The organism is Catellatospora aurea, assembly GCF_042663325.1.
In the GTDB taxonomy this organism is placed as follows: domain Bacteria; phylum Actinomycetota; class Actinomycetes; order Mycobacteriales; family Micromonosporaceae; genus Catellatospora; species Catellatospora aurea.
Genome location: NZ_JBHTAC010000036.1, coordinates 32199 through 50084 on the forward strand (window position 1 = coordinate 32199; position 17886 = coordinate 50084).

The window sequence follows — 17886 nt, forward strand, 5'->3', positions numbered from 1 at the left end:
GTCGTCCTGGCGACCACAACTCTCCAAGATCTGCTCAGACCCGGGTGATGCGGATCGCGTCGGCGATCACCAGGCCGGTGCCGTTGGTCCAGCGGCTGACGGCGACCTTGTTCTCGTCCCCGGCGGTCAGGGTGAAGGTGCCCAGCGTGCGCCAGGAACCGCCGTTGAACCGCTGGTCGACGTTGACCGTCTGGTTCCCGCTCGCGGTGACGATCACGTACGGCGCCTTCGTGCTGTACCCGGACAGCGACGGCCACCACGCGTCGACCCGGTACGTGCCGGTCTCCGGGATCGCGAACCGGTACCAGGCCGCGTCACTGGCCGACACCGGCTCGGCGAACCGGTAGTCGGCCCCGTACCGCTGCACCGAATACGACGACACGCCCCAGTTCGCGCTCGCCGTGAACCGGCCCTCGGTGGTGTTGTCGACGATCGCCGACCAGGCCGTGGACGGGTTGTCCGGGTCACCCGACGGCGGCGTCAGCGCCGTGCCGAGCGCCACCGGCCGGCCGAGGTTCGGCGTGCCGTCGCCGTTCCAGCCGATCTTCTGCGCCCGGGTGGTGCGGCCCGCGTACGTGTACGCCGACGTGGTCTTGCCGTGGTAGACGATCCAGTCCTCGGCGCCGTCAGGCGACTTGAAGAAACCGTTGTGTCCCGGGCCGTACACGCCCGCGGCGTCGTTGCGCCAGAACACCGGCCCCGCGTGCTGCACCCAGTTGCCCGCCACCAGCGGGTCCGCCCCGTCGGCGATCGACTTCATCCACAACTGGTAGTCGGGCTTGCCGGTGTCGCAGGTGGAGTACACGAGGAACAGCCGCCCGCTGCCGCGCAACCCGACCGCGCCCTCGCGCACCTCGGCGCAGCCGCCGCTCGCGGGCAGCGCCATCCGCGAACCCGTCGTCGACCAGGGCGTGTCCATGCGCTGCAGGTAGATCTGCGCCGGGCCGCCCATGCCGCGGCCGGGACCGCTCCACGCGAAGTACATCTGCCCGTTGTGCACGAACGGCTCACCGTCGATGGCGTACTCGCCGTGGTCGGCGATGCGGGCCTTGAAGTGGTACGGCCCGAGCGGGTCGTCGCCGTCGGACTCGATCACATACGTGCGGTGGTTGGCGTCGACACCGTTGCTGGCCGTGTAGTAGATGTACCAGCGCTGCCCGAACCGGTACAGCCCCGGGGCCCACATCTGCTGGTTGCGGCTGGGATCGCTGTCGCGCCACACGGTGGTCTCGCCGGCCGTGGCCAGCCCCTTCAGTGTCGGCGACTTCCAGATCCCGATCCGGTCCCCGAGCGTGGTGGCCAGGTAGTAGTTGCCGTTGACGTAGGTCAGCGTCGGGTCCGCGCTGCCGTTGAGCGGGTTGGTGAACGTGCCCGCCGCCAGCGCGGGCGCGGCCGGAACAAGCAGCACGAGGGTCAGGAACAGCAGCGCCAGGCGTCGCATCGGATCAGCTCCCGTCGTCGGATGGTGCAGCGTGGTCGCGACAGAGCATGCGACCCGCCCGTCCAGCCGAGCCAGTCGCTTCGGCCAGGACCGAAGCGTGCCCCGGCAGCAGCGGTGATCGCCGCATGTACATCACTGATTGCCCGCATTGCCGGTATCGCGGTAGAGTCCGCGCAGCGGAGGCCCGACCATGCTGCGTATCCATTTCACCGCCGCAGACCTGGGCTCGCTACGGCTGGCCGCAGGCGCCGATCCGCTGTGGGAATCCCTGCTCAGCCAGCACGCCCTCACCAGCGGGCACGCCCCGGCCGCCCTCGGGGCGTGGCGGCGGCGGGCGATCGCCCGGCTCACCCCCGAGATGCGGGCACTGCTCAGCCTCGCCCCGCCCACCGGCTACTCACCGGACTTCCTGACCCCGACCAGAGGCCTGCACGACATCGACGACGCGCTCGACGCAGGCCTCGGCGAAGTGCTGGCCACACCCGTCGACCACCTGCGCGCGGATCTGCGCCGGGTGCTGCCGCGGCACTGCCCGCGCGAGCGGGCCGAGCGGCTGGCCGACGGCGACCGCACGGCGGTGGCCGCGCTGGCCTCGGCGATGCGCGCCTACTTCGAGGCGGTGCTCGCCACGCACTGGGAACTGATCTCGGGACAGGTCGCCGGGGCACGGGCGCGGGCAGCCAGGTTCCTGGTCGACGGCGGCGTCGACCGGCTGCTCGCCACGCTGCATCCGACGATCCGGTGGGACGCGCCGACCCTGCACGTGGCCTACCCGGCCGACCGCGACATCCACCTCGCCGGCCGGGGGCTGGTGCTGCTGCCCTCGTACTTCTGCCGGAGCACGCCCGTCACGCTGCGGGCCGCCGACCGGCCGCCGGTGCTGGTGTACCCGATCGACCACGATCCCGACTGGGACGCCGAGCGGGCGCCGCCGCCCGACGCCGAGCTGGTCGCGCTACTGGGCAGCACCCGCGCCGCGGTGCTGCGGGCGGCGCAGCTGCACCCGCACGGCTGCACCACCACCGAACTCGCCCGCCGGGTCCGCATCTCGCTGTCCAGCGCCAGCGAGCACGCCACCACGCTGCGCCGGGCCGGCCTGCTGCGAACCCGCCCCTACGGCCGACACATGCTCCACGTCGTCACCCCGCTGGGCCGCGCCCTGCTCACCGGCCGCCCCCGATGAAAGCAAGGGCACCTTCACATCGCCATGCGTTGCGGAAGGTGCCCTTCCTAACGTCAATCGGCCGCTGCCTGCGGGAACGACCGCCGTAGCAGTGTGCGGATCAGCGGCGGCGCTGCCACCAGCGGCGGAGCGTAGCAATCTTGACCGACAGCCGCGGGCTCCGCTTCGCGGTCTCATTCGACGGTGACGACCACCTTGCCGCGGGCGCGTCCCGTCTCGACATGGCGGATCGCCTCCGGCAGCTGCGCGAACGGGAACGTGCGCTCGACGACCGGCTTGACCGCGCCGCTGTCGAACAGCGTGGCGAGTTCCGCCAGACCGCGGGCGCTGGCAGGGCCGATGGGGGTGCCGGTGACGGCGACGCGCTGGGAGGTGATTTTGCCCAGCGCGGTGGTGGCGATCATGTGGTCGACGGGCCGGAACCACCTGCCGGCGTCGCCGCCGACGACGACGTGGACGCCCCCTGGGCGCAGCACGCGCCGGGCAGCCCGGGCCGGCGGGCTGCCGGCGATGTCCACGAGCGCGTCGAATCCGCGGGCGACCTCGGTGAAGTCCTGCGTCGTGTAGTCGATGACCGCAGCGCCGAGGGATCGGACGAGGTCCACGTTCCGGCTGCTGCACACGCCGGTGACCTCCGCGCCCGCCGACCGCGCCAACTGCACCGCGAACGTCCCGACGCCGCCGGAGGCCCCGTTGACGATGACGCGCTGCCCGCTGCGCGCCGCGGCGTCGTCGCGGATCGCGACGAGCGCGGTCATCGCCGCCATCGGCACGGCGGCGGCCTGCTCGAACGTGAGGGTGTGCGGTTTGGTGGCCAGGTGGTCCTCGGGGATGCAGGTGTACTGCGCGAAGGCGCCGTGTTTCACGAGCGCGTAGACGTCGTCGCCGGGCCGGAAGCGGGTCACGCCCGGTCCGACCGCGGCCACCTCGCCGGCGACGTCGCAGCCGAGGATCGGGTGGTTCGGACGGCGCTTGCCGAAGCCGCCGCCCATGAACCGCGCCACGACCGGCTCGCCGCGCAGGTGGTGCCAGTCATACGGGTTGATCGAGGTGGCGCGGACCCGGACGAGCACCTCACCGGGCCCCGGCACGGGCTCGTCGACGTCGGTGAGGTGCAGATTCTCGGGCGGGCCGTAGGAGCGGAGCACGTACGCCTTCATCGAGGTCTCCTGACCTTACGTTGTAAGTCTTACGCTGTAAGGTAGCCTTACGCCGTAAGGCGGTCAATGGGGGAGAACCCGTAAGGTCAGCGCCGCCGGTCGAGGCCGTCGAGGAGCAGATCCAGTCCGAACTCGAACTCCGCCTGGTCGTCGCACCAGCCGATCGTCGAATCCGGATCGTCGTGCATGACCTCCGCCAGCATGCCGACCAGATGCGGCAGCCGCCCGGCCATACCGGCCAGCACCGGATCGGGCTCACCCGCGGCCGGCCCGGCACCCGGGGTGAACAGCTCCTGGCTGAACCCGATCGCCCGGCTGCCCAGCGCGTGCATCGCGTGATGGGCCAGGTCGTTGGAGAACCCGCCGTCGCGCATGATGCCGACCAGGCCGTCGAAGTACAGCAGCACCTCGGGACTGGTCGCACTCCGCGACTCGAACAGCGCCGCCGCCCAGCGATGCCGCAGCAGCACCCGCCGTGCCGTCAGGATGCGCTCGCGGGCCGCGCTGCGCCAGGCCGCGCCGCGAGCCGGCAGCGTGAGCCGGCCGACCGCCTCATTGATCTCCGCGGCGATGACGTCGACGACGCCGTCGAGGACCTGCTCCTTGTTGGCCACATGGTGGTAGAGCGACATCGCCTCGGCGTCCAGGCTCTCGGCCAGCCGGCGCATCGTCACCGCGGCGATACCGCCCTCGTCGGCGATCTCGATCGCCGCCCGCAGCACGCGGTCCCGGCTCAACGCGGGCCGTGACTCGGTGCGCTTGCTTCGGGTAGCCAACGACATCAGGCCCTTCACTCGCAGGTCATCGTACAGCCAAGGTTACGAGCGGCCGGTCGTGCGAAGTCCGTCCGCAGACGATGATCGTCGCGGACGGTGATATGGCGGGCGACCGCCCGATGATCGCCGTTTCAGGTCAGGAGCTGTGGTCAGATCGCAGCATCTGTCCTGAAACGGCGATCATTCGCTGGTCGGCGGCCGGTGCGCCTGCGTCGGTTCAGTGGGCGTCGTGGAGGGTGATCTCGGCACCGGCCAGGATGCGGCCGTTGACCTGGATGTCGATGCGGTGCGGGCCTGGGTACAGCTGGCGCACGCTGACGTGCTGGAAGGTGTGGCGGCGGGTGATCTGGCGGGGCAGGCCCGGCTCGATGTCGGCCGTGGTCAGTTTGAACACCTTCGGGGCACGGGGGCCGCGCGCGCCCGCGTGGTGCACGACGTAGTCGACGGCGGCCCGTACGCCGGTGTCCGCGGTGAGCGTGAACGCGATGGTGACCTGCCCGCCGATCGGTAGCGTCGCCGGTGTGACGGTTAGGCCGGTCACGGTCACGTCCGCGCCGTGGTCGAAGCCGAGCAGTCCCAGCGCCTCGGGATGGCCCTGCTTGACCAGCGAGCGCAGCGCGTGGCGGACCACCCAGGCGGTGCCGTCGCCGCCGCTCGCGGACCAGCGCCGGGCCGTGGCGAGGGCGACGTCGGGGTGGTCCTTGGTGATGTCGTTGAGGTGGTTGGCCACCGAGCGCCGGACGTAGAGCTCAGGGTCGTCGTGCAGCCGGTCGAGCACCGGGATGGTGACCTGCGGGTCGGCGAGCATGGGCACCCGCGACGCCCACGGCAGCCTGGGCCGGGAGCCCTCCGATGCCAGTCGGCGCAGGTGCTGGTCCGGATCGGTGGCCCAGATGTGCAGCTGGGCGAGGGTGCGTTCGGGGTGTGCGGCCAGGTAGGGGCGGATCGCGAACTCGGCGGTGGCGTGCGGGGTCAGCGCGGCGATGGCGGCCAGCGCGTCGTCGGGGTGGGCCAGGCCGTGCACGGCCACGTAGTCGGTGGCGGGCCAGCCGCTCCACATGTCCAGCGGGCCCGCCGCGACGGCTTCGCGCAGGACGCGCGCGGCGTGCGGGAACGACTCGGGCAGGAACCGGGCGAGCTGCGCGGACACCGCCGATACGCGCTGCTTGAGCGCGAGCGGTTCCAGCCCTCGACGGGCGGCGGCCCGGAAGTCCGCGGCGGGGAACGCGGGGTGGACCCGGGTGAGGGCCGCGGCCAGCCGGGTGATGCTGGCGTCGTCGATGTGGTCCTTGAGGTCGGCCATGGCGGTCGTACTTCCCCTTCGTGCCCTGCTCGGTCCGGTGCGATCAGTAGACACGACCCCTCTGACATGCCCGGATACTGCGGCGTGGTCAGTGCGGGGCGAAGCGGGCTTCGAGCCGGTCGAGGGTGCGGGTGATCGCCCGGCGGTTGCGGCGCGGGAACCAGCTGATGCTGATCAGCAGCGGCACGCGGGCGGTCGACCAGTCGAACTCCTCGGTGACCAGGGTGGTCCCGTCGTCGGCCGGGTCCAGCCGCCAGCGCCAGCGGTGCCCGTTGAAGTGCCGCCACGCGATCAGGCGGCCCTCCTCGAACTCGACCACCGTGTTGAGGATGCGGTAGCCCGCGCCCATGCGCATGTCCATGCCGAACTTCATCCCGAGCGCCAGCCGGCGCGGCGCGCCCCGGGCGGCCAGCACCGACCCCGACCCGTCGATGAGGGGGTGCTGAGCGGGGTCGGTGAGCAGTTCGAAGATCTCCGCAGGTGGGGCGGAGACGATCCGGCTCTCCCGGATGAGACGGCGCATGCGCGCACTCTATCGACCGGCCCGAGTTCACCGGTTGCACCCTTTTAGTTCGATCTGTCCCGATACGATCCTGGGATGATCAGGTCGATGGCGGGAGCCGTCCGCCGCGCGGCTGTCGCCGGAGCCGCGGCGATGCTCGTGCTGAGCGGGTGCACCGTCGCCGCGGACGTGTCGACGGCGACGGTGGCGCGGCCGCTCCCGACACCGCAGGCGCAGGGGATCGCCGACATCGTGCGCAAGGCGATGGCGGACCAGTCGCTGCGGGCCGTCATCGTCAAGGTGACCAGGGGCGACGAGGTCGTCACGACCCAGGCGTTCGGCGAATCCCTCGACGGCGTGCCCGCCACCACGGACATGCGCTTCCGCAACGGCGCGGTCGTGTTCGCGTACCTGGGCACGCTGCTGCTGCTGTTCGTCGAGGAGGGCAAGGCCAAGCTCGACGACACCGTCGGCCGCTGGCTGCCGGAGCTGCCCGAGTCCGGCAAGGTCACCCTGAAGATGCTGACCAACCAGACCACGGGCTACCCCGACTTCGAGACCGACCCGGGCTGGAACGCCGCGTTCAACGCCGACCCGTTCCAGTCGTGGACGTTCGAGCGTCGGCTCAAGTACGCGTTCTCCCGGCCGATTCAGTTCGCGCCCGGCACGAACTGGAGTTACTCCCACACCAACTTCATGATCCTCGGGGAGATCCTGGCGAGGATCGGCGGCAAGCCGCTCGACGTGCTGCTGGGCGAGAAGGTCATGGAGCCGATGGGTCTGAAGAGCACCGTCGGCAGCCAGACCGGGGCCGTGCCCGAGCCCGCGCTGCACTCGTACAGCTCGGAGCGGCGTGCGGCGCTGGGCGTCCCGGCGAAGACGGCGTTCTACGAGGAGGCGACGTACTGGAACTCCGACTGGGGCACCCCGGTCGGCGCGAACCAGACCTCGACCATCGACGACCTGGCGACGACCGCGATCGCCGTCGGCACCGGCATGCTGCTGTCGGAGGACAGCTACCACGCGATGACCGACCCGAACCTGCTGGGCTTCGGGCAGGCACAGGCCGACTGCGCCCCGTCGTGCTTCAAGCAGATCGTCGGCTACAACTACGGCCTGGGCGTGGTCCGCTCCGGCGACTGGATCCTGCAGGACCCCCTGCTCGGCGGGTACAGCGCGACGGAGGCGTTCCTGCCCCAGGAGAGGATCGGGATCTCGGTGGCCACCACGTTCCTGCCGGGCGCGTTCGACTGCAAGGGCGTCTACCCGAACTCCAGCGACACCGTGTTCCGGCTGATCGGCGCGTACGTGGCCCCGGACAACGCCCCGCCGATGCCGCCGCCGTACAAGAAGGCCTGCTGAGGCGGCTCAGAACAGGGTCAGCGGCTCGACCGGCTCGGGCTCGGGCAGCGGACGCAGTTCCGGCACCCGGGCCCGCACCTCGTCGTGGAAGCGGCGGCACAGCTCGGGCACGTCGGCGTTGTCGGGGGTATGGATGAACACGGTCGGCGAGCGCCCCTCGCGCAGCCAGCCGGTGACCGTCTCGACCCACGGCTGCCAGCCCTCGACGGTCGCGGCGGTGTCGTCGCGGCCCAGGTAGCGGACGATCGGCCGGTCGGTGAGCGCGCAGGAGCGGTGCGGCATACGCGGCTTCTTGGTCCACGCGTCGCGTTCGGCGTCACTGGTCGGCGGGGACCGGAAGAGCACGCGGGTGTCGAATGGCACCCACTCGGCGTCCGCCGCGGTGAGCACGTCTTCGAGCAGCCGCGCCGAGCGCTGCTCGTCGAAGAACGCGCGGTGGCGGACCTCGACGGCGTACCGGTGCCCGGCGGGCAGGTTCTTCAGGAACGCCGCCAGCACGGGCACGTCCGACGGTCCGAACGCGCCCGGCAGCTGCAGCCACACGGCGTGGTTACGCGGGCCGAGCGGTTCGACGGCGTTCAGGAACGCGCGCAGTTCGGCGTCGGCGCCGACCAGGCGGCGTTCGTGGGTGATCGGCTTGGGCAGTTTGACCACGAACCGGAAGTCCGGGTCGGTCTGCTGCGCCCAGGTGGCGACGGTGGCCCGCGCCGGGGTGGCGTAGAAGGTGGTGTTGCCCTCGACCGCGTTGCACCAGCCGGCGTACGCGCGCAGTCGCTGCTCGGCGGTGGCCGGATGCGGCAGGAAGCGTCCCTGCCAGGCCTTGAGGCTCCACATCGCGCCGCCGACGTGCAGGCGTGGGGTGTGCTCGCCGGTCACTTGTCGTCCGGGGCTGCCGGTGCGGCCTGGGGCAGGCGGGCCTTGCCGCGCCGGGCGGCGGGTGCCGACGGCGGCGGCACGACCGGCCCGATGTCGCCGTCCGGGGCCTCGTCGAGGTCGACGATGACGGGGGCGTGGTCGCTGGGGCCGGTGCCCTTGCGGGCGTGCCGGTCGACCCAGGCGGCCTTGACCCGTTCGGCGACCGGTGTGCCGGCCAGCACCAGGTCGATGCGCATGCCGAGGTCCTGGTGGAACATCCCGGCGCGGTAGTCCCAGTAGGAGTAGACCCGCTTGTCGGGCCAGTGGTCGCGCACGACGTCGTGCAGCCCGGCCGATCGGAGGTCGGCCAGGGCGGCTCGTTCGGGGGCGGTGACGTGGGTCTGGCCGGCGAACGCGTCGGGGTCGAACACGTCGGCGTCGGTCGGGGCGATGTTGATGTCGCCGGCCACGATCACGTTGTCGGGCCCGGCGGTGACGAGGTCGCGCAGCGCGCCCAGCCAGGCGAGTTTGTACTGGTAGTGGTCGGAGTCGGGGGTGCGGCCGTTGGGCACGTACACCGAGTGCACGCGGATGCCGCCGCAGGTCGCCGACACGGCCCGCGCCTCGGGGTGGGGGAAGCCGGGGCCGCCGGGCAGTCCCGTCACGACGTCGTCGAGCCCGATCCGGGACAGGATCGCCACGCCGTTCCACCGCGCCTCGCCGTGCGCGGCGTACTCGTAGCCGCGGTCGGCCAGTTCCTTGCTCAGCAGCTCGGCGAAGGCGGCGTCGGCGAGCTTGGTCTCCTGCAGGCAGAGCACGTCGGGTCGGCGCTGGTCCAGCCAGGGCAGCAGCCGGGGCAGCCGCTGCTTCACCGAGTTCACGTTCCAGGTCGTCACCCGCATCAGGTCCACGATATACGCCGTGGCGGTGGCGGTGCCGGGCACACGGAGACGCGGCGGGGACCAGCCCCGCCGCGTCCGCGCTGTGGTGGTCAGCAGGCGTTGGTGCGGAAGTCCGAGATCGCCGTGCCGCTGTAGCCGCAGGTGAACGGCGTGAAGCGAGAGTCCTGGTTGAGGTAGCGCTTGAACCAGGAGACCAGCGCCCGGGACAGGGTCGAGTTGGTGGTCTGCGGGAAGAAGTGGCTCGCGCCGTTCAGCTCGACGTAGCTCTTCTGCCCGGCGAGGGAGTTGTAGAACGGGATCGAGTGCGAGCTGACCCCGGCGACGGTGTCGTCCTCGCCGCCGACGATCTGCACGGCCTCGCTGACGTTGTTCCAGGTCTTGTCGGAGTTCCACGGTGCGATCGGCACGCCGGCCTTGACGTTGCCGGTGGTGTCGGCGGCCAGCGCCTCCAGGGTGCCGCCGCCGCCCATGGAGTGGCCGGCCACGCCGCGGCGGCTGCCGTCGGCGCGGGAGGTGATGGCGCTGGGGGCGGAGTTGACGGCCCAGTTCAGCGCGGCCAGCAGCTGGCTGCCGCGGCTGGCGGGCTGGTCGTAGATGCTGTTGGTCTCGATGCCGACCACGACGAAGCCCCACGAGGCCAGGCGCGGGCCGATCCAGCTGATGCTGGACCAGCGGGCGGTGAAGCCGGGCGAGATCGCGATGACCGGGTAGCGGCCGGAGGTGCTCGGGTAGTACGCCACGCCGCCGCCGAAGCCGCTGACGAGGCTGGAGATGCTGTACGTCGAGACGGAGAAGCTGCCGTTGCCGGTGATGTTCGACGAGGTCGGCGCCTGGCCGATCTCGTCGGCGTACGCCGGTGCGGCGGCGCCGAGCGCGGTTCCGCCGGCCAGAGCGGTGGCGACGAACGCGGTGGCGATCAGGCGGGTGAGCCGCCGGCGGGGGGACGAGACGGATTGCTGCACTGTTCCACTCCTGACGGTGAGGAACCAGCTGCCCAGCAGCGGTGCTGCGGGGGACGGGAAGCTGGTCGATCGAGCAGTGGAGTCAGTTTCATCGATGTTAACGGGACCGGCATCGGCAGAATCGCCGGTCGAACCGGTGGCATCGGGGCGTTGGTGTCAATCCGGGCGATGGGCGGAATCACCGGCCGGGATCGGCCTGCCGCGGCGGCGCGGTGCTGGCGCGGACCTCCAGGCGGGTGGGCACCAGTGCGGTGCCGGGCCCGGTCTCGCCGCGGTCGATCTGCTGCAGGATGCCCTCCACGCAGCGGCGGCCGACCTCGGCGAAGTCCTGGTGCACGGTGGTCAGCGGCGGGATGAAGGAGCCCGCGTCGGGGATGTCGTCGAAGCCGACCACGCTGACGTCGGCGGGCACGGCGCGGCCCCGCTCGTGCAGTGCCCGCAGCACGCCGAGCGCCATCTGGTCGTTGGCCGCGAAGACGGCGGTACAGCCGGGTTCGTCGGCCAGGGCGAGCCCGGCGAGGTAGCCGGACTCGGCCGACCAGTCGCCGTGCAGCGGTGGGGGCACCTCGCGGCCGGCGGCGGTGAGGGTGTCGCGCCAGGCCTGGGCGCGGCGCTGGCTGGCGAAGGAGTCCTGCGGCCCGGTGACGTGCCATACGGTGCGGTGGCCCAGTCCGAGCAGGTGCGCCACGGCCTGGCGGGCGCCGTCGGCCTGGTCGGTGTCGACGACGGCGTACCGGTCGCCGGCGTCGGAGTCGACGACGACCACCTGCACGTTGGGCGGCAGGGTCACCGTCGCCGCGTCGAGCAGGTGCACCTCCATGATCACGATCACGCCGTCTACGGCGAGCTCGCCGAGGCGGGTGAACGCGCCGAGCACGCTGTCCTGGGTGGGCACGGCCACGGGGATGAGCGTGATGGCGTATCCCTGCAGCGCCGCGTGGGTGGCGATGGCCTCCAGGGTGCGGCTGTTGCCGGTGCTGGACAGGGTGAACAGGATCACGCCGATGGTGCGGAACTCGCCGCTCTTGAGCGCGCGGGCGGCGCTGTTGGGGCGGTAGTGCAGCTCTTTCATCGCTGCGAGGACCTGCTGGCGGGTGCTGCCGACGACGCTGGGGTGGCCGTTGGCCACGCGGGAGACGGTCTGCGAGGAGACGCCGGCGAGCCGGGCCACGTCGGCCATCGACACCCGGGGCGCCTTCGGCCGGCTCATCCCGTGCTCCCTTCGTGCGGCTCCCGCTGGCGTCGGAGTGCTTCGTGTAACGAATCCGAAACCGGTCCTTGACGCCTGTTCGGCGTCGGTGACACTATCACCGAGCTGATGTTTACGTAAACATTACGCAACGTGATCGAGTCATACCCTCATGTGCATGTCCGGGTGTGATTCGGCAGTGGCGCTATGTTTGCGTAAACATTTGGTCTGACCAGCCATTCTTGAGAACTTGCCGGAAGGAGGAGACATGACGGTGCTTGCCCCTCCGACCATCTCGCGCACCGGCCAAGCCGCCACCCGACCACCGCGCCGCCGCCGGTCCTGGACGGGATGGGCGTTCGTCGGCCCGTTCATGGCCGTGTTCGCCTTCGTCTTCGTCGCGCCGATCGCCTACGCGCTCTACCTCAGCGTGTTCCGCACCCGGCTGATCGGCGGAACGAGCTTCGTCGGCCTGGAGAACTACCAGCAGGCCTTCACCGACCCGCAGTTCTGGTCGGGGACCTGGCGGGTGACGCTGTTCCTGCTCGTCCAGGTGCCGATCATGCTGTTCCTGGCGCTGCTGGTTGCCCTGGCCATCGACAGCGGCCGGCTCTACGGCAAGGCCTTCTTCCGCGTCGCGGTGTTCATGCCGTACGCCGTGCCCGCCGTGGTGGCGACGCTGATGTGGGGCTTCATGTACGGCTCCCGGTTCGGCCTGATCGGCAACCTCAACGACGCGCTCGGCGTGATCCTGCCCGACCCGCTCTCCCCGGACCTCGTGCTCGCCTCCATCGGCAACATCGTGACCTGGGAGTTCGTCGGCTACAACATGCTGATCTTCTACAGCGCCCTGCAGGTCGTGCCGAAGTCGCTGTACGAGGCCGCCGAACTCGACGGCGCGAGCCAGTTCCAGGTCATCCGGGCGATCAAGCTGCCGGCGATCAAGGGCGCGCTGCTCATCGCCACCATCTTCTCGATCATCGGCAGCTTCCAGCTGTTCAACGAGCCCAGCATCCTGCAGAGCCTCGCGCCCAACGCGATCACCACGTACTTCACCCCGAACATGTACGCGTACTCGCTGTCGTTCTCCGGCCAGCAGTACAACTACTCCGCGACCGTCGCGATCGTCATGGGCATCCTGACCATGATCGTCGCCTACGCCGTCCAGCTGCGTGGCACGCGGAAGGACAAGTAGCCATGACGACGCAGACCACCCCCGTCACCGCCGCACCCCGCCCGGCGTCACCCGCCCGCAACCGCGTACGCCGCAAGGAGCAGCGGCGCAGCCCGCTGCTGACCGCGCTCACCGCGCTCATGCTGATCTACAGCCTGGTGCCGCTGGTATGGCTGCTCATCAACGCCAGCAAGACGCAGGAGGGCCTGTTCACCTCCTTCGGGCTGTGGTTCGACGACGACTTCGCGCTGTTCGACAACATCCGCGCCACGCTCACCTACGACGACGGCGTGTTCGTCCGCTGGCTGCTCAACACCCTGCTCTACGTGGTGCTGGGCGCCGGCGGCGCCACCGCGCTGGCGACGCTGGGCGGGTACGCCCTGGCGAAGTTCGACTTCCCCGGCAAGCGCGGCGTGTTCGCCGTCGTCATCGGCGCGGTCGCGGTGCCGGCCACGGCCCTGGCCGTGCCGACGTTCCTCATGTTCTCCAAGCTCGGGCTGACCAACACCCCGTGGGCGGTGATCATCCCGTCGCTGATCTCGCCGTTCGGCCTCTACCTGATGTGGACCTTCGCCGCCTCGGCGATCCCCGGCGAGCTGCTGGAGGCCGCCCGCGTGGACGGCGCGGGCGAGCTGCGCACCTTCATCCGCATCTGCATGCCGCTGCTGGCCCCCGGCATCGTCACCGTGGCGCTGTTCACCATGGTCGCCACCTGGAACAACTACTTCCTGCCGCTGATCATGCTCAAGGACCCGGACTGGTACCCGCTGACCCTGGGTCTCAACGCGTGGAACGACCAGGCCGCCACCGCCGGCGGGCAGGCCATCTTCCACCTGGTCATCACCGGTTCGCTGCTGACCATCCTGCCGCTGCTGGCCGCCTTCCTGTTCCTGCAGCGCTACTGGCAGTCCGGCCTCGCCGCCGGCGGCGTCAAGGACTGACCCACCGACCTCACCGCTCACGAAATGCGCCACACCCCGCTTGAGAGGACACCGATGTTCACCAACCGACGCGCGCTCCTGCGCACCGCGGCGCTCGCCACCGCCGCGATCACGACCGCGGCGCTCGCGGCCTGCGGCACCGACGACGGCGGCGACACCACCACCCCGGTGAGCGCCGACCAGGTGCAGGCCGCACTCGACAAGGGCGGCTCGATCACCGTCTGGGCCTGGGAGCCGACGCTCAAGCAGGTCGTCACCGCGTTCGAGGCCAAGTACCCCAAGGTCAAGGTCAACCTGGTCAACGCCGGCACCGGCAACGACCAGTACACCGCGCTGCAGAACGCGATCGCGGCCGGCTCCGGCGTGCCGGACGTCGCGCAGGTCGAGTACTACGCCCTGCCCCAGTTCGCCCTCGGCAAGTCGCTGACCGACCTGGCCGCGTTCGGCGCGGGTGAGCTCGACGGCACCTTCACCCCCGGCCCGTGGTCGTCGGTGAAGACCGGCGGCGGCACCTTCGGCCTGCCGATGGACTCCGGCCCTATGGCGCTGTTCTACAACAAGGAGGTCTTCGACAAGCACCAGATCGCGGTGCCGACCACCTGGGACGAGTACGCCGCCGCGGCCAAGAAGCTGCACGCCGCCGACCCCAAGGCCTACATCACCAACGACACCGGCGACGCCGGCTTCACCACCAGCCTGATCTGGCAGGCCGGCGGCAAGCCGTTCGCCGTCGACGGCACCAACGTGAAGATCAACCTCTCCGACGAGGGCTCCACCAAGTTCGCCGGCACCTGGCAGAAGCTGATCAGCGACAAACTGCTCGCCCCGGTCGGCTCGTGGAGCGACGGCTGGTACAAGGGCCTCGGCGACGGCAGCATCGCCACCCTGGTCATCGGCGCGTGGATGCCCGCCAACCTGGAGTCCGGCGTGCCCGGCGCCAAGGGCAAGTGGCGCGTCGCGCCGATGCCGCAGTGGACCGCCGGCGCCAACGCCGCGGCCGAGAACGGCGGCAGCTCGCTGACCATCCCGAAGGCCGGCGCCAACAACGCGCTGGGCTACGCGTTCCTCAAGTACGCCACCGCGGGCGAGGGTGTGAAGATCCGCGTCGACAACGGGGCGTTCCCGGCCACCACCGCCGAGCTGAAGTCCGCCGAGTTCCTCGGCAAGGAGTTCCCGTACTTCGGCGGCCAGAAGGCCAACGAGATCTTCGCGAAGTCGGCCGCCGACGTCGTGCCCGGCTGGTCGTACCTGCCTTTCCAGGTGTACGCCAACAGCATCTTCAACGACACCGTCGGACAGGCGTACGTGACGGACAAGCCGCTGACCGACGGCCTCAAGGCCTGGCAGGAGGCGTCCGCCAAGTACGGCAAGGACCAGGGCTTCACGGTCGGCTGACCGTAGCCCGGCGTCGCGGACGGGTCACCACCTGTCCGCCGCGTTCCCCGTGCCGCGGGCGGCACACCCCGACCGCCCGCGGCACGGCCCCTGGCCTGACTGAACAGCGCCCGCGGGCGGCACACCCCGACCGCCCGCGGCACGGCCCCTGGCCCGACCGCACCACCTCGCAAGGAGCCTCCCCGTGACCCACCCCGCCCGTCCCCAGTGGCTGCGCCGGCCCGACAACGTCGCGCCCGGCCTGGCCTACGGCGCCGACTACAACCCCGAGCAGTGGCCCCGCGAGGTGTGGCGCGACGACGTACGCCTCATGCGCGAAGCCGGGGTCAACATCGTCTCGCTCGGCATCTTCTCCTGGGCGAAACTGCAGCCCGCCGAGAACACCTGGCGCTTCGACTGGCTCGACGAGGTCATGGGCCTGCTCTACGACAACGGCATCGCCGTCGACCTGGCCACCGCCACCGCCTCCCCGCCGCCGTGGCTGACCGCCAAGCACCCCGAGATCCTGCCGGTCAACGCCCGCGGCGAGACGATCTGGCCGGGCGGCCGCCAGCACTGGCGGCCCACCTCGCCGGTCTTCCGCGAGCACGCCCTGGCCCTGGTCGAGAAGCTGGCCGCCCGCTACGCCGGGCACCCGGCGCTCACCGCCTGGCACGTGTCCAACGAGCTGGGCTGCCACAACGTCTACGACTACTCCGACGACGCGGCCCGCGCCTTCCGCGACTGGCTCCAGGCGCGCTACACCACCCTGGACGCGCTCAACCACGCCTGGGGCACCGCGTTCTGGTCGCAGGAGTACAGCGACTGGGCGCAGATCCTGCCGCCGCGGCTGGCCGCCACCCACCCCAACCCGACCCAGCAGCTGGACTTCAAGCGCTTCTCCTCCGACGCGCTGCGCGAGTACCTGCGGGCCGAACGCGACATCCTGCACCGGCACACCCCGGACGTGCCCGTCACCACCAACTTCATGGTCATGGGCGGCACCAAGGGCATGGACTACGCCGCCTGGGCCGCCGACATCGACTTCGTCTCCAACGACCACTACGTCGAGCCCGGCCCGCAGGCGTTCGACGAGCTGTCCTTCTCGGCCAACCTGACCGGCAACATCGCCGGCGGCCGGCCGTGGTTCCTCATGGAGCACTCCACCAGCGCCGTCAACTGGCAGCCGGTCAACGTCGCCAAGAAGGCCGGCGAGCTGGCCCGCGACTCGCTGACGCACGTCGCGCACGGCGCGGACGCGGTCTGCTTCTTCCAGTGGCGGCAGTCCGCGGCGGGCGCGGAGAAGTACCACTCGGCGATGGTCCCGCACGCCGGACCCGACAGCGACGTGTTCCGCTCCGCCGCCGCCCTCGGCGCGACCCTGCGCGAGCTCGCCCCGATCGCCGGCTCCGGCCGCGAGCAGGCTCCCGCCGCGATCGTCTTCCACTGGGAGTCGTGGTGGGCCGCCGAGGCCGACTCGCACCCCACCGACCGCCTGCGCTACCGGCAGGAGGCCCTGGACTGGTACACCGCGTTCCTGAACCTCGGCATCCGCGCCGACGTGGTGCCGCTGGGCACGCCGCTCGACGGATACTCCCTGGTCGTCGCGCCGATGCTGCACATGGTCACCGAGGCGGTCGCCAAGGACCTGCGGGGGTACGCCGAAGCCGGCGGTCACCTGGTCACGACGTACTTCTCCGGCATCGTCGACGAGCACGACCACGTCTGGCTCGGCGGCCACCCGGGCGCGCTGCGCGACCTGCTCGGCGTACGCGTCGAGGAGTTCGCGCCGCTGCTCGACACCGAGACCGCCACCCTCGACGACGGACTGCCCGCGACCCTGTGGACCGAACGGGTCCAGGTCACCGGCCCGGACGTCGCGGTGCTGTCGCGCTACGCCACCGGCGAGCACACCGGCCACCCGGCCGTCACCCGCCGCACCACCGGCGAAGGCTCCGCCGCGTACGTGTCGACCCGGCTGGGGGCGCAGGGCCTCACCGCGGTCCTGGACAAGCTGGCCACCGCCGCGGGCGTGACCAGTGAACTGCCGCCGGACTCGCGCGGCGACGTCGAACTGACCGTGCGTCGGCGGGGCGGGGAGCGCTTCGCGTTCCTCATCAACCGCACCGACCAGACGGTCACCGTCTCCGGCCTGCCCGGCGAGCTGCTCGCCGGGGCCCGGGGGCCGCAGGGAGAGCTGCCGCTACCGCCGCGGGGTGTGCGCGTGGTGCGGCTGGGCTGAGCGCCGACCGGTGCCGGACCGCGACCCCCGTGCCACGGTCGCGGTCCGGCACCGGCGGCGCTCAGTGCCGGTACTCGTGGTGCCGCCACAGCATCGCGGCCAGCATCGCGGGCAGCATCAGCAGATGCCCGCCCATCATCAGCGCCTCGCCGGAGACGGCCCCGAACGCATAGGGCACCAGCAGGATCAGGAACGGCACGTACATCGCGGCGGACATCTCGGCGATACGGGCCCAGCCGTGCCGCCGGAACCGCATCCACGCCGCCATGCCGATCGTCATGTTCGTCGCCATGACCAGCACACTCGCGACGGTCAGGTCGGCCAGGCCGGGCCACGCCAGGGACCACAACGGGCCCAGCGCGACCATCCCGACGACCATGGCGACGGCCATCTCGGCGAAATGCAGCGCGAAACGCAGGTTCTTGCGGGCGGTCGAACGCGCGGGCCGCTCGGCGGGAGTGTCCGGACCGGTCGTGGAGGTTGTCATGGCCACCATCCTGAACGGTCCGGGACGCGCGCA

At 71.1% G+C, this 17886-nt stretch carries 16 protein-coding genes; 6 read left to right on the plus strand and 10 right to left on the minus strand.

Annotation, left to right across the window (positions count from 1 at the left end; genetic code table 11):
* Positions 1-34 precede the first annotated feature (34 nt).
* Positions 35-1441: a family 43 glycosylhydrolase gene (locus tag ACFQO7_RS27450; protein WP_376809080.1), complete on the minus strand. Its 1407-nt coding sequence runs from the start codon at positions 1439-1441 to the stop codon at positions 35-37.
* Between the two features lie 190 nt (positions 1442-1631).
* Here ACFQO7_RS27450 and ACFQO7_RS27455 point away from each other — a divergent pair, with 190 nt between their 5' ends.
* Positions 1632-2624, plus strand: a complete 993-nt coding sequence (locus ACFQO7_RS27455) for a winged helix-turn-helix domain-containing protein (RefSeq protein WP_376809081.1) — start codon at positions 1632-1634, stop codon at positions 2622-2624.
* A gap of 173 nt (positions 2625-2797) precedes the next feature.
* On the opposite strand, the gene ACFQO7_RS27460 is transcribed toward ACFQO7_RS27455, so the two are convergent.
* From ACFQO7_RS27460 to ACFQO7_RS27475, 4 genes are all read right to left on the minus strand, one after another.
* Positions 2798-3784, minus strand: a complete 987-nt coding sequence (locus ACFQO7_RS27460) for an NAD(P)-dependent alcohol dehydrogenase (RefSeq protein WP_376809082.1) — start codon at positions 3782-3784, stop codon at positions 2798-2800.
* Between the two features lie 86 nt (positions 3785-3870).
* The gene (locus ACFQO7_RS27465) at positions 3871-4566 is read right to left on the minus strand and encodes a TetR/AcrR family transcriptional regulator (RefSeq protein WP_376809083.1); all 696 of its coding nucleotides are present in this window, start codon (positions 4564-4566) and stop codon (positions 3871-3873) included.
* A gap of 211 nt (positions 4567-4777) precedes the next feature.
* The gene (locus tag ACFQO7_RS27470) at positions 4778-5863 is read right to left on the minus strand and encodes a DNA alkylation repair protein (RefSeq protein WP_376809084.1); all 1086 of its coding nucleotides are present in this window, start codon (positions 5861-5863) and stop codon (positions 4778-4780) included.
* A gap of 88 nt (positions 5864-5951) precedes the next feature.
* Positions 5952-6386 carry an SRPBCC family protein gene (locus ACFQO7_RS27475; RefSeq protein ID WP_376809085.1) on the minus strand — a complete coding sequence of 145 codons (435 nt, stop codon included), beginning with the start codon at positions 6384-6386 and terminating at the stop codon, positions 5952-5954.
* Between the two features lie 75 nt (positions 6387-6461).
* Here ACFQO7_RS27475 and ACFQO7_RS27480 point away from each other — a divergent pair, with 75 nt between their 5' ends.
* Positions 6462-7727, plus strand: coding sequence for a serine hydrolase domain-containing protein (locus ACFQO7_RS27480; RefSeq protein ID WP_376809086.1), 1266 nt, complete (start codon positions 6462-6464; stop codon positions 7725-7727).
* A gap of 6 nt (positions 7728-7733) precedes the next feature.
* On the opposite strand, the gene ACFQO7_RS27485 is transcribed toward ACFQO7_RS27480, so the two are convergent.
* The 4 genes from ACFQO7_RS27485 to ACFQO7_RS27500 all read right to left on the minus strand — a co-directional run bounded on the left by ACFQO7_RS27485 (position 7734) and on the right by ACFQO7_RS27500 (position 11656).
* Complete coding sequence (locus ACFQO7_RS27485; RefSeq protein ID WP_376809108.1) at positions 7734-8561, minus strand: DUF72 domain-containing protein; 828 nt, start codon at positions 8559-8561, stop codon at positions 7734-7736.
* A 38-nt stretch (positions 8562-8599) separates the two neighbouring features.
* Positions 8600-9484, minus strand: a complete 885-nt coding sequence (locus ACFQO7_RS27490; RefSeq protein ID WP_376809087.1) for an exodeoxyribonuclease III — start codon at positions 9482-9484, stop codon at positions 8600-8602.
* 89 nt (positions 9485-9573) lie between these two features.
* Positions 9574-10446 (minus strand): alpha/beta hydrolase family protein, encoded by an 873-nt coding sequence (locus ACFQO7_RS27495; RefSeq protein WP_376809088.1) that lies wholly within the window; start codon positions 10444-10446, stop codon positions 9574-9576.
* A gap of 178 nt (positions 10447-10624) precedes the next feature.
* Entirely contained in the window at positions 10625-11656 is a 1032-nt protein-coding gene (locus ACFQO7_RS27500) for a LacI family DNA-binding transcriptional regulator (protein ID WP_376809089.1), read from the minus strand.
* A gap of 247 nt (positions 11657-11903) precedes the next feature.
* Here ACFQO7_RS27500 and ACFQO7_RS27505 point away from each other — a divergent pair, with 247 nt between their 5' ends.
* From ACFQO7_RS27505 to ACFQO7_RS27520, 4 genes are all read left to right on the plus strand, one after another.
* Positions 11904-12830, plus strand: coding sequence for a carbohydrate ABC transporter permease (locus tag ACFQO7_RS27505; RefSeq protein WP_376809090.1), 927 nt, complete (start codon positions 11904-11906; stop codon positions 12828-12830).
* 2 nt (positions 12831-12832) lie between these two features.
* A complete protein-coding gene (locus ACFQO7_RS27510; RefSeq protein WP_376809091.1) occupies positions 12833-13750 on the plus strand; it encodes a carbohydrate ABC transporter permease in 918 nt (305 codons plus the stop codon).
* A 54-nt stretch (positions 13751-13804) separates the two neighbouring features.
* Positions 13805-15145 (plus strand): extracellular solute-binding protein, encoded by a 1341-nt coding sequence (locus ACFQO7_RS27515; RefSeq protein WP_376809092.1) that lies wholly within the window; start codon positions 13805-13807, stop codon positions 15143-15145.
* A gap of 184 nt (positions 15146-15329) precedes the next feature.
* Positions 15330-17366 (plus strand): beta-galactosidase, encoded by a 2037-nt coding sequence (locus ACFQO7_RS27520; protein ID WP_376809093.1) that lies wholly within the window; start codon positions 15330-15332, stop codon positions 17364-17366.
* A 61-nt stretch (positions 17367-17427) separates the two neighbouring features.
* Here ACFQO7_RS27520 and ACFQO7_RS27525 read toward each other — a convergent pair whose 3' ends face one another.
* Complete coding sequence (locus ACFQO7_RS27525; RefSeq protein WP_376809094.1) at positions 17428-17853, minus strand: hypothetical protein; 426 nt, start codon at positions 17851-17853, stop codon at positions 17428-17430.
* Positions 17854-17886: the final 33 nt, after the last annotated feature.

Coding starts and splice junctions, on each gene's coding strand:
- ACFQO7_RS27450 (WP_376809080.1), bottom strand. CDS start 1,441: ATGCGACGCCTGGCGCTGCTGTTCCTGACCCTCGTGCTGCTTGTTCCG.
- ACFQO7_RS27455 (WP_376809081.1), top strand. CDS start 1,632: ATGCTGCGTATCCATTTCACCGCCGCAGACCTGGGCTCGCTACGGCTG.
- ACFQO7_RS27460 (WP_376809082.1), bottom strand. CDS start 3,784: ATGAAGGCGTACGTGCTCCGCTCCTACGGCCCGCCCGAGAATCTGCAC.
- ACFQO7_RS27465 (WP_376809083.1), bottom strand. CDS start 4,566: ATGTCGTTGGCTACCCGAAGCAAGCGCACCGAGTCACGGCCCGCGTTG.
- ACFQO7_RS27470 (WP_376809084.1), bottom strand. CDS start 5,863: ATGGCCGACCTCAAGGACCACATCGACGACGCCAGCATCACCCGGCTG.
- ACFQO7_RS27475 (WP_376809085.1), bottom strand. CDS start 6,386: ATGCGCCGTCTCATCCGGGAGAGCCGGATCGTCTCCGCCCCACCTGCG.
- ACFQO7_RS27480 (WP_376809086.1), top strand. CDS start 6,462: ATGATCAGGTCGATGGCGGGAGCCGTCCGCCGCGCGGCTGTCGCCGGA.
- ACFQO7_RS27485 (WP_376809108.1), bottom strand. CDS start 8,561: ATGTGGAGCCTCAAGGCCTGGCAGGGACGCTTCCTGCCGCATCCGGCC.
- ACFQO7_RS27490 (WP_376809087.1), bottom strand. CDS start 9,484: ATGCGGGTGACGACCTGGAACGTGAACTCGGTGAAGCAGCGGCTGCCC.
- ACFQO7_RS27500 (WP_376809089.1), bottom strand. CDS start 11,656: ATGAGCCGGCCGAAGGCGCCCCGGGTGTCGATGGCCGACGTGGCCCGG.
- ACFQO7_RS27505 (WP_376809090.1), top strand. CDS start 11,904: ATGACGGTGCTTGCCCCTCCGACCATCTCGCGCACCGGCCAAGCCGCC.
- ACFQO7_RS27510 (WP_376809091.1), top strand. CDS start 12,833: ATGACGACGCAGACCACCCCCGTCACCGCCGCACCCCGCCCGGCGTCA.
- ACFQO7_RS27515 (WP_376809092.1), top strand. CDS start 13,805: ATGTTCACCAACCGACGCGCGCTCCTGCGCACCGCGGCGCTCGCCACC.
- ACFQO7_RS27525 (WP_376809094.1), bottom strand. CDS start 17,853: ATGACAACCTCCACGACCGGTCCGGACACTCCCGCCGAGCGGCCCGCG.